Here is a 15,969-nt window from a genome sequence, read left to right as displayed (position 1 = left end):
CTCTTCGGTATGACTGCGGAGGGCCTTTTCTCCGCCGTCCAGTAGGGGTTGGGCCCTCATAGGCGTTGCGGGCCCGGCGCCCGTCAGCCGGCGCGGTGGACCACCGCGTCGCACATCTCTTCCAGGGCGAGCTTCGCGTAGCACTCGGGCAGCGGCTTCAGCACGGCGCGCGCCTCCTGGGCGTACCGGACGGTGTCCTGCCGGGCCCGGGCCAGCGCCGGGTGGGCGCGCAGCAGGCGCAGGGCCTCCGCCAGCCGGTCCGGGTCGCCGAGGTCGCCGTCGAGCAGTTCCACGAGGGCCAGGTCGTCCGGCTTGCCGTCCGCCGCGGCCTGCGCCCTGAGGTGGAGGACGGGGAGGGTCGGGATGCCCTCCAGGAGGTCCGTGCCGGGGGTCTTGCCGGACTCGTGGGAGTCCGACGCGATGTCCAGGACGTCGTCGGCGAGCTGGAAGGCCACGCCGAGCCGTTCACCGTACTGGGTGAGGATGTCCACCGCGGACTCGTCGGCGCCGGACATCAGCGCGCCGAACCGGCAGGCGACGGCGATCAGGGAGCCGGTCTTGCCGCGCATCACTTCGAGGTAGTGGTCGACCGGATCGCGGCCGTCGCGCGGGCCCGCGGTCTCCAGGATCTGGCCGGTGACCAGGCGCTCGAACGCTTCCGCCTGGATGCGGACGGCCTCGGGGCCGAGGTCGGCCAGTATGTGCGACGCGCGCGCGAAGAGGAAGTCGCCGGTCAGTACGGCAACCGAGTTGCCCCAGCGGGAATTGGCGCTGTCCACGCCGCGCCGCACCTCGGCCTCGTCCATGACGTCGTCGTGGTACAGCGTCGCCAGGTGGGTCAGCTCGACCACGACGGCCGCGGGCACCACGCCCGGCGCGTCGGCGTCGCCGAACTGGGCGGCGAGCATCGCGAGGAGCGGCCGGAACCGCTTGCCGCCCGCGCGCACCAGGTGCTGGGCGGCTTCCGTGATGAAGGGCACGTCGCTCTTGGTGGCATCGAGCAGGCCCGACTCGACAGCAGCCAAACCGGCCTGGACACCGGCCTCAAGAGCCTGGTCCCGCACGCTCAGTCCGAACGGCCCGACGACGGTCACGAGGGGATCTCCTGTCTGCTGACGATCACACGGAATGTCGATGTGTCGTTGTCACCACTCAAGTCAGCGTATCCGGTCCCCTTTGGATCACCGTGGGCGCCTTCCCGCCTCCGCCGGTATGTTCGGGATCAGCTCATACGATCAGGAGTTGCCGCTTTGTCCCACGCAGCAGCAGACACCGAACCGGCGCAGCCGCCCCCGGCTGACGACCATGCCTTTTTCGGCCAGCCACGGGGTCTGATGACCCTGTCCGGCCTGGAGGTCTGGGAACGTTTCTCGTTCCTCGGCATGCAGGCGATCCTGGTCCTCTATTTCGCGGACACGGTCGCCAACGGCGGCATGGGCATGGAGGCCGGTACCGCCGCCTCCGTCTCCGCCGCCTACGGCACGCTCGTCTATCTGGTGTCGGTGGCGGGCGGCTGGCTGGCCGACCGCATCCTGGGCTCCTACCGGGCGGTGCTGTACGGCGGCATCCTGATCGCCTGCGGGCATTACGCCATGGCGGTGCCCACCGACGCGATGACCTGGGTCGGCCTCGGCCTGATCAGTGCCGGTACGGGCCTGCTGAAGCCCAATGTGGCGACGATGGTCGGCAAGCTCTACCGCACGGACGACGAGCGGCGGGACGCGGGCTTCGCCCTCTATTACATGGGCATCAACATCGGCGCGTTCCTCGGCCCGCTGATCACCGGCTGGCTCGGTGACCACGCGAGCTGGCACTGGGGCTTCTCGGCCGCCGCCTTCGGCATGACGCTGGGCCTCATCCAGTACGTGGCGGGCCGCCGTCACCTGGCCGGGCGAAAGCACACCGCCGAATATGCGCTGGCCCCGGGGCCCATGCGGCGGGCGGTCCTGCTCATCGCCGTCGGGGCGGTGGTGGTGGCCGCGGTCGCGACCGCGCTGGCCCTGGCGGGCTGGCTGACGATGGACCGGTTCGTGGACGTGCTCACGCTCATCTCGGTGATCGCGCCCGTCGTCTACTTCGCGGTGATGTTCCGCAGCCCCCGGGTCACCGCCGAGGAGCGCGGGAGGCTGCGCCCGTACGTGGTGCTGTTCCTGGCGTCCGTGGTGTTCAACTTCATCCTCTTCCAGGCGTACTCGACGATGATGCTGCTCGCGTCGACCAACGCCCGTACGGAGATCTTCGGCTTCCACTTCCCGGCGAGCTGGTACGCCTCCGCGCTCGGCGCCTTCGAGGTGCTGCTGGCCCCGGTGGTCGCGGCCGTCTGGGCGAAAATGGGGCCGCGCCAGCCGCACGCGTCCAACAAGATCGCGATCGGGGTGATCCTCGGCGGTCTCTCGTTCCTGCTGATGGTCCTGCCCACCTCCGGGCACACCGGCGACACGTACAAGATGGCCGCCTGGTGGATCGTCGGCTCCTATCTGCTGCTCGGCCTCGGCGACATCCTGCTGGAGACCTCCGGCATGTCGGCGACGACCAAGCTCGCCCCGAAGGCGTTCGCCAGCCAGACCATGGCCCTCTGGTTCCTCTCGCTGGCCCTCGCCAACGGCATCCAGGCCCAGATCGTGAAGCTGTACGGCGAGGTGTCCAACCCCGCCTACTTCGGTGTCAACGGCGCCGTGGCGGTGGTGGCCGGTGTGGCCGTCATCGCCGCCGCCCCCTGGCTCAGGCGCACGATGCACCCCGTCCACTGAGGTACGCCCATGCACATCCAGACCGCGTTCCCGTACGAGACGACCCGCGAGGACCTCTATATCCCGCTGCCCGACGGCACCCAGCTGTACGCCCGGATCTGGCGGCCGGTCACGGACGAACCCGTGCCCGCCCTGCTGGAGTACCTGCCGTACCGGCTGAGCGACTGGACCGCGCCGCGCGACTGGCAGCGCCACCCCTGGTACGCCGGACACGGCTACGCCTCCGTCCGGGTGGACGTACGCGGCCACGGCAACAGCGAGGGCATGCCGGGCGACGAGTACGACGCGACGGAGCTGGCGGACGGGGTCGCGGTCGTGCACTGGCTGGCCCAGCAGGAGTGGTGCTCGGGCCGGGTCGGCATGTTCGGGATCTCCTGGGGCGGCTTCAACTCGCTCCAGATCGCCGCGCTGGCCCCGGAGCCGCTGAAGGCGATCGTGACCGTGTGCTCGGCGGACGACCGCTACGACAACGACGTCCACTACATGGGCGGCTCGGTCCTCGCCGTGGACATGCACGCCTGGGCGGCGACCATGCTGGCCTTCGTCTGCCGGCCGCCCGACCCGGCGGACGTCGGCGACGACTGGCGGCAGATGTGGCTGGACCGGCTGGAAGCGGTGGACCCCTTCATCCACACCTGGCTCTCCCACCAGACCCGGGACGCCTACTGGAAGCACGGCAGCGTCTGCGAGGACTACTCCGCCATCAAGGCGAACGTCCTCGCGGTCGGCGGCTGGCACGACCCGTACCGGGACACCGTCCTGCGGCTGGTCGAGCACCTGGACCCGGCGAAGGTGCGCGGGATCATCGGCCCCTGGTCGCACCAGTACCCCGACCGGGAGCTGCCGCCCGGACCGGGCATCGGCTTCCTCCAGGAGACCCTGCGCTGGTGGGACCAGCACCTGAAGAACGAGGACACCGGGGTGATGGAGGAGCCGCTGCTGCGGTCCTGGATCAGCGAGTCGCACCGGCCCGCCACGGTGTACGAGACGCTGCCCGGCCGCTGGGTCGGGGAGACCAGCTGGCCGTCGGAGAACGTCACCCCGGTGGCGTACGCCCTCCAGGGCGGGCCGCAGATCGTCCACTCGCCGCAGCACACCGGGCTGGACGCCGGGCGGTTCTTCCCCTTCGGCAACGACGCCGACCTGCCGCCCGACCAGCGCGACGAGGACGCCAAGTCGCTCTGCTTCGAATTCCCGGTCACCGACGCCCCGATCGAGATCCTGGGCCGGCCCCGGGTGAGCCTGCGCATCCGGATGGACGTGCCGCGCGGCCAGGCCGTCGCCCGGCTCTGCGACGTCGCCCCCGACGGCTCCTCCACCCTCGTCACGCGCGGCGCCCTCAACCTCGCCGCCCGGAACGGCCGCGACCGCACCGAGGACTGGACCCCCGGCACCACCGAGGACGTGACCTTCGAGCTGAACGGCATCGGGCACACCTTCGCGCCCGGCCACCGCATCCGGCTCGCCGTCTCGTCCGCGTACTGGCCCTGGATCTGGCCGCAGGCGGGCTCGGCCGGCTTCACCCTGGAGGCGAACGGCAGTCTCGTCGAACTCCCGGTGCGGCGGCACACCGAGGACCCCGCCATCCGCTTCGAGGAACCCGAGCAGTCCGAGCCGCTGGGCGTCGTATACCCGGAGACCCTGAACGCGCCGCGCCCCGAACGGCTGGTCGTCCGCGATGTCGCGAAGGGCGAATGGCGGCTTGAGGTGGACCCGCGCTACGGCGGCACGCGCGTCTATCCGGACGGGCTGGAGTTCACCGAGGACGCGGTGGAGACGTATACCGCCCAGGAGGGCGACCCGCTCTCCGCGCGGACCCGGTCCGACTGGACGATCCGGCTGCACCGGCCGGAGATGTCCTGGGACGTGCAGATCGACACCCGCTCCGAGATCACCGCCGACGCGGACGACTTCCACACCGTCAACGAGGTCGTCTGCACCGAGGGCGGCGAGGTCGTCTTCCACCGGACCTGGGAGAAGAGCATCCCGCGCACGTCCGGGTGACGTCGCACGTGAGGCGTACTTTCCGGGGCACTGGGGAGGGTTGGGGCACTGCCGCCCGGCAGTCCTCCGACGTGACGACCTCCCCCCGCGACGCCGCTGACGATCGCGGGTGAGGTCGTAACGTTGTCCCCAAGCGACCCGGAAAGCGAGGCAGCGACCGATGCCCGAGCAGAGCAGTCCGCTCGACGTGGCCGAGGGCGACCCCTTCGGCCCGCACAACCTGCCGTACGGCGTGTTCTCCACCCCCGACCGCCCGGGCGAGCGGCGCGTCGGCGTCCGCATCGGCGACCACGTCCTGGACGCCGGGGCCGCCGCGCTCGCCCTCGGTTCGCCCTACGCCCGGCTGCTGGCCCAGCCCGACCTGACGGCCCTGCTCGGAGCCGGGCGCACCGCCTGGCGCGATGTGCGCCGGGCGCTGACCGCGTGGGTCACGGTCCCCGCACACCGCGCGGACATGGAGCCGCTGCTGCACCCGCTGGACGCGGTCACGCTGCATCTTCCCTACCAGGTCGCGGACTACGTCGACTTCTACGCGAGCGAGCACCACGCCACCAACGTGGGCCGGATCTTCCGGCCCGACGCCGACGCGCCGCTCACCCCCAACTGGAAGCACCTGCCGATCGGTTACCACGGCCGCGCGGGGACCGTCGTGGTCTCCGGCACCGATGTGGTGCGCCCGGCGGGCCAGCGCAAGGCACCGGCCGACCCGGCGCCCGTCTTCGGCCCGTCCGTGAAGCTCGACATCGAGGCGGAGGTCGGCTTCGTCGTCGGCACCCCGTCCGAGCAGGGGAAGCCCGTCGCCCTCGCGGACTTCCGCGAGCACGTCTTCGGGCTCTCGCTGCTCAACGACTGGTCGGCGCGCGACATCCAGGCGTGGGAGTACGTGCCGCTCGGCCCGTTCCTCGGCAAGTCCTTCGCGACCTCGGTCTCCGCCTGGGTCACCCCGCTGGAGGCCCTGGACGCCGCCCGCACCGCCCCGCCCGCCCGCGACCTCCCCCTCCTCCCCTATCTGGACGACGCGGACGAGGACGAGCCCGGCGGGTACGACCTGCGGATCTCCGTCGCGGTCAACGGGCACGTCGTCGCGGAGCCGCCGTTCTCCACGATGTACTGGACCGCCGCCCAGCAGCTCGCCCAGATGACGGTCAACGGCGCCTCGCTGCGCACCGGAGACCTCTACGCCTCCGGCACCGTCAGCGGCGCGGAGCCGTCCCAGCGCGGCTGCCTCCTGGAGCTGACCTGGAACGGCCGCGACCCGCTGGAGCTGCCCGAGGGCAAGCGGACGTTCCTGGAGGACGGCGACACGGTGACGATCACCGCCTGGGCACCGGGGCCGGACGGCACGCGGGTGGGCCTGGGCGAGGTGTCGGGGCGGGTCGTCCCGACCGGCTGACCCCGGGCGGGGCGCGGCGGGGCGGACTCCGGCCGGGCGGAGTCCGCATGGCGGACCGCCCGGTGGCGGATCTTCCCCGGCCGCCCGCGTCACCGCAGGTCAGGGGCGCCCCGGCGGGGTCCGTTGATGGCGCAACACTGCGGCAACACCAACTCCCGTACCCCGTCGGTATGGTCCACCGCATGCCAGCCGAACGCACCCGCGAGCACACCGTGCCCGTCGCCGCCGCCCGCCGGCGCCGACTGCGTGCGGACGGCGCCCGGCTCCTCGCCGACCTGCTGCGCCACCAGGTGCGCACGGGTGCGTTCCCCGGCGGTGTCCTGCCGTACGAGGACACGATCGCGCACGACTACCGCGTCTCGCGCAACACCGTCCGCCAGGCCCTCGACCTGCTGCGCGGCGAGGGGATGGTCGAACGGCAGCCGGGCGTCGGCACGGTCGTCGTCGCCGAGAAGTACCCGCACGCGCTCGACCGGCTCCAGGGCCTGGCGGAGACCCTGCGCGAGCACGGCCGGGTCACCAACGAGGTCCGTACGGTCGGGCCCGTCCCCGCTCCGGCCCCGGTCGCCCGGCGGCTCGGGCTCGCCGAGCACACCGACGTGCTCTACATCGAGCGCCGCCGCCTGCTGAACGGGCTGCCGCTCTCCCTCGACCTCACCTACGTCCCGATGGACGTCGGCGCCGGGCTGCTCGGTGCCGACCTGGAGAACACCGACGTGTTCCGGCTGCTGGAGTCCCTGACCGGGCAGCGGCTGGGCGACGCCGACATCACCCTGGAGGCCGTCAACGCCGACGCGCACTCCGCCGCCGTCCTGGAGGTCCCGCGCGGATCCGCGGTCCTGATGCTGGAGCGGCTGACCCGGCTCGCCGACGGCCGGCCCGTGGACCTGGAGTTCATCCGCTTCCGCGGTGACCGCATCAGCATGAACGGCGTGCTGCACCGGGCCTGTTGAAGCACCCCACCCTTCCGTAACCCCTTCCCTGGAGCCCCGCCATGCCTCTGGCGCCCCAGCGGGCCGACGTGCCCGTGACCATCGACGAGTCGAAGTGCATCGACGGCTGCACCCTGTGCGTCGACATGTGCCCGCTCGACTCCCTGGCCATCCACCAGGACAGCGGCAAGGCGTACATGCACGTGGACGAGTGCTGGTACTGCGGCCCGTGCGCCGCCCGCTGCCCCACCGGGGCGGTCACCGTCAACATGCCCTATCTCCTGCGCTGAAAGGCCCCGACTCCCATGCGACGCACAGCACCCGGCGCCCTGGCCGGCGCCGCGCTGCTCCTCACGCTCACCACGGGCTGCGGCGGCGGGGCGAGCGCGGACGACAGCGGTACGGTCACGGTGACCGTGGGCTACCAGTCCCGGACCATCAACACCGTCACCGCCGGCACCCTGCTGCGGTCACTCGGCTATTTCGAGGACGAGCTGCGCAAGCGCGGCAAGCGGGACGGTGTCACGTACGCGGTGAAGTGGCAGGACTACGCCACCGGCGCCCCGATCACCGCCCAGATGACCGCCGGGAAGATCGACATCGGCTCGATGGGCGACTTCCCGCTGCTGATCAACGCGGCCCGGGGCGTCCAGCTGAAGCGCCCCACCAAGCTCGTCTCCGTCACCGGCTACAACCTGTCGGGCGGACTCAACACCGTGGTCACCGGGCCCGGTTCCACGCTGCGCACGCTCACCGACCTGCGCGGCAAGAAGGTCTCCACAAGCGTCGGATCAGCCGCCGACGGCACCCTCGTACGGGCCCTGCAACAGGCCGGGCTCGACCCGGAGAAGGACATCCGCAAGCTCAACCAGCAGCCCGCCGTGGGCGCTTCGGCGCTCCAGGCGGGCAGCGCGGACGCCTTGTCGCAGTTCGTGGCCTGGCCGGGGCTGCTCGCCTTCCAGGGCCGGGCCAAGGCGCTGTACGACGGCGCCGAACTGAACCTGCCGACTTTCCACGGCGTCACGGTCACCGAGGACTTCGCGAAGAAGCGGTCCGCGGTGGTGGAGGACTTCCTGCGCGCCCAGGGCCGGGCGACGGCCTATCTCCACGAGCACCCGGTCGCCGCCTCGGAGTCCGTCGCGAAGGCCACCGGGCTGCCGGCGGAGGTCGTCCACCTCTACAACGGCGCCCAGGGCATCGCCACCTTCGACACCACGCTGAAGCCCGCGCTCATCGCCGCCCTGAAGAAGGACGTCCCGGTGCTGGCCTCGGCGAAGCTCGTCGGCGACGTCGACGTGGACGCCTTCGTGGACGACCGGTACATCAAGCGGGTGTACGGCTCCGGCTACGCGAAGGCCCTCGCGGCGGGACCGCCCGCGCGGCGCGGCGGAGAGGTGTGGCTGAAGGGCAAGGACGCCACCACGGCCTTCGCCACCTCCGCGGAACTGCTGCGGTACGTGGCCGCGCACCGGGACGCCGTCCGGGTGGCGTACGTCCCCGACGCTTCGAGCGGCACGCTGTGGTTCGCGGACCGCGCGGTGTGGGTCGCGGAGGGCGGGGAGCTGCGGCCTTACGTCACCGGGTCGGCGGCCCGCGCCGATGTGGCGGCGCACCCCGGCGCCCGGACCGTCCCGTACGCCGACGCGCTGAAACGCGCCGGGACCGCGTCATGAGCGGGCGGTGGTCGCCCGTGCGGCGGGTGCTCTCGCTGGTGGCGGTGCTCGGACTGTGGCAGGCGCTGACCACCTACGACATCAATCTGTGGCTGCGCTTCGAGCAGTTCCCGACGGTCACCGAGGTCGCCCGCGCCTTCGCGGACCGGGTCGCGGGCGACGCGTACTGGCAGGACCTGACCGACAGCCTGACCCGGATCGTCACCGGCTTCGCGCTGGCCGCCGTCCTCGGGGTCACCGTCGGCACGGCCGTGGCCCGCTCCCGGATCGCCGCCGACCTGCTGGGCCCGGTCCTCGAAGTGCTGCGGCCCGTCCCGGCCATCGCGCTCGTCCCGGTCGCGATCCTGCTCTTCCCGAGCAACGAGCAGGGCATCGTCTTCATCACGTGCACGGCGGCGTTCTTCCCGGTCATGGTCTCCACCCGGCACGCGGTGCGGGCGCTGACCCCGGTGTGGGAGGAGGCCGTCCTGACGATGGGCGGCGGGCGGCGGCGCGTGCTGTGGTCCGTGGTGCTGCCCGGCGCGCTCCCCGGCATCCTCGGCGGCCTGTCCGTCGGGATCGGGGTGTCGTGGATCTGCGTGATCTCCGCCGAGATGATCTCCGGCGAGTACGGGGTCGGCTACCGGACCTGGCAGGACTACACGGTGGTCGACTACCCCGGGGTCTTCGTCGGCATGGCCACCATCGGCCTGCTCGGCTGGCTCACCTCTACGGCGGTGGAGCTCCTGGGGCGCCGGCTGACCCGCTGGCTGCCGCGCGCGGAGAGCCGCCCGGCCTCCCCCGCGCGCCGCCGCCCCGCCCCGGCGGCCCCCGCCGCCCCCTCGGTCCGTACGGCACAGGAACGGGTGCGCTCATGACGACTGGCACGACGACCACGCACGGGCTGCGGCTCACGCTGCGCGGCGCCACGCTCGGCCGGGCCGGGTCGCCCGTGCTCGACGGCATCGACCTCGATGTCGTGCCCGGCGAGATCCTGGCCGTCGTCGGCCCGTCCGGCTGCGGCAAGTCCACGCTGCTGCGGACCCTGGCCGGGCTGCTGCCCGCGCTCGGCGGCGAGGTCGCGGAGGACGGCGCACCCGTCACCGGGCCCCGCGCCGAACGGGCCCTCGTCTTCCAGGACGACGCGCTGCTGCCCTGGCGCACGGTGCGGGCCAACGTCGAACTGCCCCTGGCCATCCGGGGCGTGGGACGCGCCGAGCGGCGGACCCGCGCCGAGGAGTGGCTGGCCCGGGTCGGGCTCGCCGAGCACGCGGGGAGGCTGCCGCACCAAATCTCCGGCGGGCAGCGCCAGCGCGTCCAGCTGGCCCGGGCGCTCGCGGCGGGGCCCCGGGCGGTCCTGATGGACGAGCCGTTCGGGGCGCTGGACGCCCAGACCAGGGCCGGTATGCAGCAGCTCCTGGTCGATGTGCTCCGGGGCAGCGGCGCCACGGTCGTCTTCGTGACGCACGACGTGGACGAGGCGCTGTTCCTCGGCGACCGGGTGGCCCTGCTGCCGGGCGGGCGGGTGCTGCCGGTGTCGCGTCCGCGCGAACGGGCCGCGCACACCGATCCGGCGACGGTCGCGCTGCGCCGCGAGGTCCTGGAATCCCTCACCCCCTGAACTCCCACCGAAAGGCACCCCCGTGCAGATCCCCGCCCTCGCGGACGCCGAGGAACTCTCCTGCGACGTGCTGGTCGTCGGCGGCGGCACGGCCGGCACGATGGCGGCCCTCACCGCCGCCGAGCACGGCGCCTCCGTCCTCCTCCTGGAGAAGGCACACGTCCGCCACTCCGGCGCGCTCGCCATGGGCATGGACGGCGTGAACAACGCGGTGATCCCCGGCCGCGCCGAACCCGACGACTACGTCGCGGAGATCACCCGCGCCAATGACGGCATCGTGGACCAGTCCACCGTCCGGCAGACCGCGACGCGCGGCTTCGCCATGGTGCGGCGCCTGGAGTCGTACGGAGTGAAGTTCGAGAAGGACGAGCACGGCGAGTACGCGGTGCGGCAGGTCCACCGCTCCGGCTCGTACGTCCTGCCGATGCCCGAGGGCAAGGACGTCAAGAAGGTCCTCTACCGGCAGCTGCGGCGGCGCGAGATGCGGGAGCGCATCCGCATCGAGAACCGGGTCATGCCGGTGCGCGTGCTGACCGGCGACGACGGCCGGGCGATCGGCGCGGCCGGATTCAACACCCGCACCGGACAGTTCGTCACGGTCCGCGCGGGTGCCGTCATCCTCGCCACGGGCGCCTGCGGCCGGCTCGGCCTGCCGGCCTCCGGCTACCTCTACGGTACGTACGAGAACCCGACCAACGCGGGCGACGGCTATGCCATGGCGTACCACGCGGGCGCCGAGCTGACCGGCATCGAGTGCTTCCAGATCAACCCGCTGATCAAGGACTACAACGGCCCGGCCTGCGCGTACGTCGCCAATCCGTTCGGCGGCTACCAGGTCAACCGGCACGGCGAGCGCTTCGTGGACTCCGACTACTGGTCGGGGCAGATGATGGCGGAGTTCGCGGCCGAGGTGGCCTCCGACCGGGGTCCCGTCTACCTCAAGCTCAGCCATCTGCCGGAGGAGTCCGTCAGTGCGCTGGAAACGATCCTGCACTCCACGGAACGTCCGACGCGCGGCACGTTCCACGCGGGGCGCGGTCACGACTACCGCACCCATGACATCGAGATGCACATCTCCGAGATCGGCCTCTGCGGCGGCCACTCGGCGTCCGGCGTCCGCGTGGACGACCACGCCCGCACCACGGTGGACCGCCTCTACGCGGCCGGTGACCTGGCGTGCGTCCCGCACAACTACATGATCGGCGCGTTCGTCTTCGGTGACCTGGCGGGCGAGGACGCGGCCCGTTTCACGGCGTACGAGGGCGAGTTGCCGGCCGACCAGCTGCGGGCGGCGCACGAGTTGGTCTACCGGCCGCTGCGCAATCCGGACGGGCCGCCGCAGCCCCAGGTCGAGTACAAGCTGCGCCGCTTCGTGAACGATTACGTGGCCCCGCCGAAGTCCGGGGCCCGGCTGTCGATCGCCCTGGAATCCTTCGAGCGGATGCGGACGGACCTCGCGGAGATGGGCGCGAAGACCCCGCACGAGCTGATGCGGTGCGCGGAGGTGTCGTTCATCCGGGACTGCGCGGAGATGGCCGCGCGCTCCTCGCTCGCCCGTACGGAGTCCCGCTGGGGGCTCTACCACGAGCGCACGGACCACCCGGAGCGGGACGACGCGGACTGGTTCCACCACCTGGACCTGTACAAGTCGGCCTCCGGGGCGATGGAGTTCACGGCGCGCCCGGTGGCGCCGTACCTGGTCCCGGTGGAGGGGTTCGCGCCGGCCGGGGGGCCGGTGCGGCGGATCGGCGCGGTGGAGCCGGTGGGGGTGGGGACGGCGGGGGCGCGGGAGGCCGCGCCGGTGTCGGTGTCGGCGCGGGTTCCCGCGCCGGCGGCCTCCGAACCGGCCGTCTCCACCTCGCCGCGCATCCTGGAGCTGCTGGCGCTGAGCGAGGGCGAACCGGACCTGGCGTCGCTCGCCCCGTACCTGGACGACCCGGACCCCGCCGTGCGCCGGGCCGCCGTCGCCGCGCTCACGGAGTCCACCCCGCCGGGCGCGGGCCCCGCGCTCGCCACGGCCCTGGGCGACCCGTCCGCCGCCGTGCGCGCCGCCGTCGCGGCGTCCCTGCGCGAACTGGTCGAGGTCCTGCCCCCGTCCCCGGAGCTCCGCACCCCGCTGGTCGCCGCGCTCTCCTCGGCCGACGCGGTGGTCCGCGCCGCCGCGCTGGACACCCTGCGGGCGCTGCGGCTGGGCGACGCGGAGCTGTACGCGGGCACGCTGGCCGACCCGGACCTCGGCGTCCGGGTGGAGACCGTGCGGGCGCTGGTCTCGGTGGACGCGGTGGAGGGCCTGTCCCGCGCGGCGGCCGACCCGGCCCGCGAGGTCCGCGTCGCGGTGGCGAAGGGCCTGGCCGCCGTCCGCTCCCCCGCCCCGGACCCGCTCGCCCCGCTCCTGGAGGACCGGGACGCGCTGGTCCGCGCGGCGGCCCTGGGCGCGCTGGCGGAGACGGGCTGCCCGGCGCCGTACGCCGAGCGGGCGGTGGCCGCCCTGACGGACCCGGCCTGGCAGGTCCGCGCGGGCGCGGCGAGGGGGCTGGCCTCGGCTTCACCGGCCCACGCGGTGCCCCCGCTGGCCGCCGCCCTGTCCGATCCGAACGCGGACGTCCGCAAGGCGGCGGTGCTGGCGCTGCTGCGTCACGGGGACGCCCCTGGGGCGCGGGAGGCGCTGGCGGGGGCGGTGGCGGACCCGGACGCGGATGTGCGGGCTTATGCGGGGCGGGGGGTGGGGGCGGTCAAGGGCACGTGAGTCGTTCACACGTTCAGGGGAGCCGCTTCCGGTTTCCGGCGGATACGCTGAAAGCTCCGGCGAGACTCCGTCCATGGGAGCACTAATGAGCGTCGACCCCGAGGCCCCGGAGCCGCGGTGGGCGGTCCCGCCCGTGGGCGGCTGGACCGCCGATGACCTGGACACACTCCCGAATCTGCCTCCGCATACGGAGCTGATCGACGGGAGCCTTGTTTTCGTGAGTCCGCAGACCGTGTTCCACGAGCGCGCGATCGACTACCTCAAGTGGCAGTTGCAGTCCGTCGCGCCCCTCGACCTGGAGGTGTTCCGGGAGTTCACCATCGACGTCGACTTCCAGAACCGCCCCGAACCGGATGTGGTCGTCGTCCGCGCCGACGCGGTGGGGGGGCGGCGCCAGACCCGCTTCCCCGCCAGCAGCGTCCTGCTCGCCATCGAAGTCGTCTCCGACGACTCCGTCACCCGCGACCGGGAGACCAAGCCCGTGAAGTACGCGCGGGCGAAGATCCCGCACTACTGGCGGGTGGAGGATCAGGACGGGCGCACGGTCGTGTACGTCTTCGAGCTGGAGCCTGCGACCGGGGCCTACACCTCCACCGGGATCTTCCACGACCGCATGAAGGTCTCCGTGCCCTTTCCGGTCGAGCTGGACCTCACCGCGATCATGCCGCGCCGCCGGGTGGCGGACCCGCAATAGGCCCGCCCGGCCGGCCCTCTCACTCGTACTCCGGGGGCTCCTCGTCCCAGCCGAATGCGGCGTCGTCGTGAGCGGCGGCGGGCTGGGCCGCCGGGGTGGGCGGCGCGGAGGGCACCTCGGTCGGGGCGACCGGGGCCTCCGGGGCGGGCTTTCCGGCGGGGGCCGGGGCCGGGGCGGCCGGGGTTTCCGCAGCCGCCGGGGCGGTCGTGTCGAGCCCCGCCAGGACCTCCAGCACCTCCTCCCCGTACGTCGCCAGCTTCTTCTCGCCCAGGCCGTTGACGCCGCCCAGCTCCCCCAGCGTCGCCGGGCGGACCGTGGCGATCTCGCGCAGGGTCGCGTCGTGGAAGATCACGTACGCCGGGAGGCCCAGCTCCTTCGCCTGGGCGGCCCGCCAGGCGCGCAGGGCCTCGAAGACCGGGACGGCCGTCTCGGGGAGGTCGGCGGCGGCCGCCTTCGGCTTGCGCTCGGCCCGGCCGGACGAGGACCGGGAGGTCGTCGGCTTCTTCGGCTCCTTGCGGAGCTGGACCTCGCGCTCGCGGCCGAGGACCTTGCCGCTCTCCTCGGTCAGGACCAGCGTGCCGTACTCGCCCTCGACGGCGATCAGGCCCTGGGCCAGGAGCTGGCGGACCACGCCGCGCCACTCCGCCTCGGCCAGCTCCTCGCCGATGCCGAAGACCGACAGCTGGTCGTGGTCGAACTGGATGACCTTGGCCGTGCGGCGGCCGAGCAGGATGTCGATGATCTGGCCCGCGCCGAACTTCTGGCCGCGCTCCCGCTTCAGCCGGACCACCGTGGACAGCAGCTTCTGGGCGGCCACCGTGCCGTCCCAGGTCTCCGGCGGGGTGAGGCAGGTGTCGCAGTTGCCGCAGGACTCGGCCGTGGGCTCCTGGCCGAAGTACGTGAGGAGCTGGGCGCGGCGGCACTGGGCGGTCTCGCACAGGGCGAGCATCGAGTCCAGGTGGGAGGCGGCCCGGCGGCGGAACGCCTCGTCGCCCTCGCCGCCCTGGATGAGCTTGCGCTGCTGGACGACGTCCTGGAGGCCGTACGCCATCCACGCGGTGGAGGGGGCGCCGTCGCGGCCGGCGCGGCCGGTCTCCTGGTAGTAGCCCTCGACGGACTTCGGGAGGTCCAGGTGGGCGACGAAACGGACGTCCGGCTTGTCGATGCCCATGCCGAAGGCGATCGTCGCGACGACGACCAGGCCCTCCTCGCGCAGGAAGCGCGACTGGTGGGCCGCACGCGTCCCCGCGTCGAGCCCCGCGTGGTACGGGACGGCCTCGATGCCGTTGCGGCAGAGGAATTCGGCGGTCTTCTCCGTGGACGCCCGGGAGAGGCAGTAGACGATGCCCGCGTCTCCGGCGTGCTCCTCCTTGAGGAAGGCGAGCAGCTGCTTCTTCGGGTCGGCCTTGCCCACGATCCGGTACTGGATGTTGGGCCGGTCGAAGCTGGCCACGAAGTGCTTGGCGTCGGGCATGGACAGCCGCTGGGTGATCTCGCGGTGCGTGGCGTCCGTCGCCGTGGCCGTCAGGGCGATGCGCGGCACGTCCTGCCAGCGCTCGCCGAGCACGGAGAGGGTGAGGTAGTCGGGACGGAAGTCGTGGCCCCACTGGGCGACGCAGTGCGCCTCGTCGATCGCGAAGACGGAGACCTCGCCCCGGGCCAGCAGCGCCAGCGTGGAGTCCAGCCGCAGCCGCTCCGGGGCCAGGTAGAGGAGGTCCAGCTCGCCCGCGGCGAACTGGGCCTCCATCGAGCGGCGCTCGTCGAAGTCCTGCGTGGAGTTGATGAAGCCGGCCCGCACACCGAGCGCCCGCAGCGCGTCGACCTGGTCCTGCATGAGGGCGATCAGCGGGGAGATCACGACGCCGGTGCCCCGCCGGACCAGGGCCGGGATCTGGTAGCAGAGGGACTTGCCGCCGCCGGTGGGCATGAGCACGACGGCGTCCCCGCCGGCCACCACGTGGTCGACGATCGCCTCCTGCTCACCGCGGAACGCCTCGTAACCGAAGACGCGGTGCAGCGTGCGCCGCGCCTCGCTCTCGGTCGCGGCGGCGGTCCCGCCCGTGCTCACATCCGTGGTCATGCCCGTCACGCCCGTCCCGCTCATCGCTCTGTCCCCCGATACCGGTCCCGCTGCGTCCCAGCGCTCCCCTGCCACCATAGGGCCTGTCCGGTGGATC

The 15,969-nt window shown here is 72.8% G+C and carries 12 protein-coding genes; 10 read left to right on the top strand and 2 right to left on the bottom strand.

The annotated features are described in order from the left end of the window. Nucleotides 1-83 precede the first annotated feature (83 nt). On the bottom strand, nt 84-1,094 hold the full coding sequence (locus ACLQ2N_RS24040; RefSeq protein ID WP_425816200.1) for a polyprenyl synthetase family protein: 1,011 nt from the start codon (nt 1,092-1,094) through the stop codon (nt 84-86). A gap of 156 nt (nt 1,095-1,250) precedes the next feature. Between ACLQ2N_RS24040 and ACLQ2N_RS24035 the strand changes: the two genes are divergently transcribed. From ACLQ2N_RS24035 to ACLQ2N_RS23990, 10 genes are all read left to right on the top strand, one after another. Further along, complete coding sequence (locus ACLQ2N_RS24035; protein ID WP_425816199.1) at nt 1,251-2,750, top strand: peptide MFS transporter; 1,500 nt, start codon at nt 1,251-1,253, stop codon at nt 2,748-2,750. A 9-nt stretch (nt 2,751-2,759) separates the two neighbouring features. Further along, nucleotides 2,760-4,754, top strand: coding sequence for a CocE/NonD family hydrolase (locus tag ACLQ2N_RS24030; RefSeq protein WP_425816198.1), 1,995 nt, complete (start codon nt 2,760-2,762; stop codon nt 4,752-4,754). Between the two features lie 160 nt (nt 4,755-4,914). Beyond that, entirely contained in the window at nt 4,915-6,147 is a 1,233-nt protein-coding gene (fahA, locus tag ACLQ2N_RS24025) for a fumarylacetoacetase (RefSeq protein ID WP_425816197.1), read from the top strand. A gap of 182 nt (nt 6,148-6,329) precedes the next feature. Beyond that, nucleotides 6,330-7,100, top strand: a complete 771-nt coding sequence (locus ACLQ2N_RS24020) for a GntR family transcriptional regulator (protein WP_425816196.1) — start codon at nt 6,330-6,332, stop codon at nt 7,098-7,100. 41 nt (nt 7,101-7,141) lie between these two features. Then, nucleotides 7,142-7,369 (top strand): 4Fe-4S dicluster domain-containing protein, encoded by a 228-nt coding sequence (locus ACLQ2N_RS24015; RefSeq protein ID WP_018101329.1) that lies wholly within the window; start codon nt 7,142-7,144, stop codon nt 7,367-7,369. A 15-nt stretch (nt 7,370-7,384) separates the two neighbouring features. Next, nucleotides 7,385-8,752, top strand: a complete 1,368-nt coding sequence (locus ACLQ2N_RS24010) for an ABC transporter substrate-binding protein (RefSeq protein WP_425816195.1) — start codon at nt 7,385-7,387, stop codon at nt 8,750-8,752. Beyond that, on the top strand, nt 8,749-9,609 hold the full coding sequence (locus ACLQ2N_RS24005) for an ABC transporter permease (protein WP_425816194.1): 861 nt from the start codon (nt 8,749-8,751) through the stop codon (nt 9,607-9,609). Before ACLQ2N_RS24010 ends, ACLQ2N_RS24005 begins: the two co-directional genes overlap by 4 nt. Then, the gene (locus tag ACLQ2N_RS24000) at nt 9,606-10,352 is read left to right on the top strand and encodes an ABC transporter ATP-binding protein (RefSeq protein WP_425816193.1); all 747 of its coding nucleotides are present in this window, start codon (nt 9,606-9,608) and stop codon (nt 10,350-10,352) included. The genes ACLQ2N_RS24005 and ACLQ2N_RS24000 overlap by 4 nt, the downstream gene beginning before the upstream one ends. Nucleotides 10,353-10,374: 22 nt before the next feature. Further along, nucleotides 10,375-13,098, top strand: coding sequence for a fumarate reductase/succinate dehydrogenase flavoprotein subunit (locus ACLQ2N_RS23995; RefSeq protein ID WP_425816192.1), 2,724 nt, complete (start codon nt 10,375-10,377; stop codon nt 13,096-13,098). 85 nt (nt 13,099-13,183) lie between these two features. Continuing rightward, nucleotides 13,184-13,792 (top strand): Uma2 family endonuclease, encoded by a 609-nt coding sequence (locus ACLQ2N_RS23990; RefSeq protein WP_425816287.1) that lies wholly within the window; start codon nt 13,184-13,186, stop codon nt 13,790-13,792. A gap of 19 nt (nt 13,793-13,811) precedes the next feature. Here ACLQ2N_RS23990 and recQ read toward each other — a convergent pair whose 3' ends face one another. Next, nucleotides 13,812-15,896 carry a DNA helicase RecQ gene (gene recQ / locus ACLQ2N_RS23985; protein WP_425816191.1) on the bottom strand — a complete coding sequence of 695 codons (2,085 nt, stop codon included), beginning with the start codon at nt 15,894-15,896 and terminating at the stop codon, nt 13,812-13,814. Nucleotides 15,897-15,969: the final 73 nt, after the last annotated feature.

This window comes from Streptomyces sp. DT224, from assembly GCF_049844595.1.
GTDB lineage: Bacteria > Actinomycetota > Actinomycetes > Streptomycetales > Streptomycetaceae > Streptomyces.
Note: the sequence above shows the minus strand (reverse complement) of the source record. Positions and strands in the feature narration are given on the sequence as shown.

Coding starts and splice junctions, on each gene's coding strand:
- recQ (WP_425816191.1), bottom strand. CDS start 15,896: ATGAGCGGGACGGGCGTGACGGGCATGACCACGGATGTGAGCACGGGC.
- ACLQ2N_RS24020 (WP_425816196.1), top strand. CDS start 6,330: ATGCCAGCCGAACGCACCCGCGAGCACACCGTGCCCGTCGCCGCCGCC.
- ACLQ2N_RS23990 (WP_425816287.1), top strand. CDS start 13,184: ATGAGCGTCGACCCCGAGGCCCCGGAGCCGCGGTGGGCGGTCCCGCCC.
- ACLQ2N_RS24015 (WP_018101329.1), top strand. CDS start 7,142: ATGCCTCTGGCGCCCCAGCGGGCCGACGTGCCCGTGACCATCGACGAG.
- ACLQ2N_RS24000 (WP_425816193.1), top strand. CDS start 9,606: ATGACGACTGGCACGACGACCACGCACGGGCTGCGGCTCACGCTGCGC.
- fahA (WP_425816197.1), top strand. CDS start 4,915: ATGCCCGAGCAGAGCAGTCCGCTCGACGTGGCCGAGGGCGACCCCTTC.
- ACLQ2N_RS24030 (WP_425816198.1), top strand. CDS start 2,760: ATGCACATCCAGACCGCGTTCCCGTACGAGACGACCCGCGAGGACCTC.
- ACLQ2N_RS24010 (WP_425816195.1), top strand. CDS start 7,385: ATGCGACGCACAGCACCCGGCGCCCTGGCCGGCGCCGCGCTGCTCCTC.
- ACLQ2N_RS24005 (WP_425816194.1), top strand. CDS start 8,749: ATGAGCGGGCGGTGGTCGCCCGTGCGGCGGGTGCTCTCGCTGGTGGCG.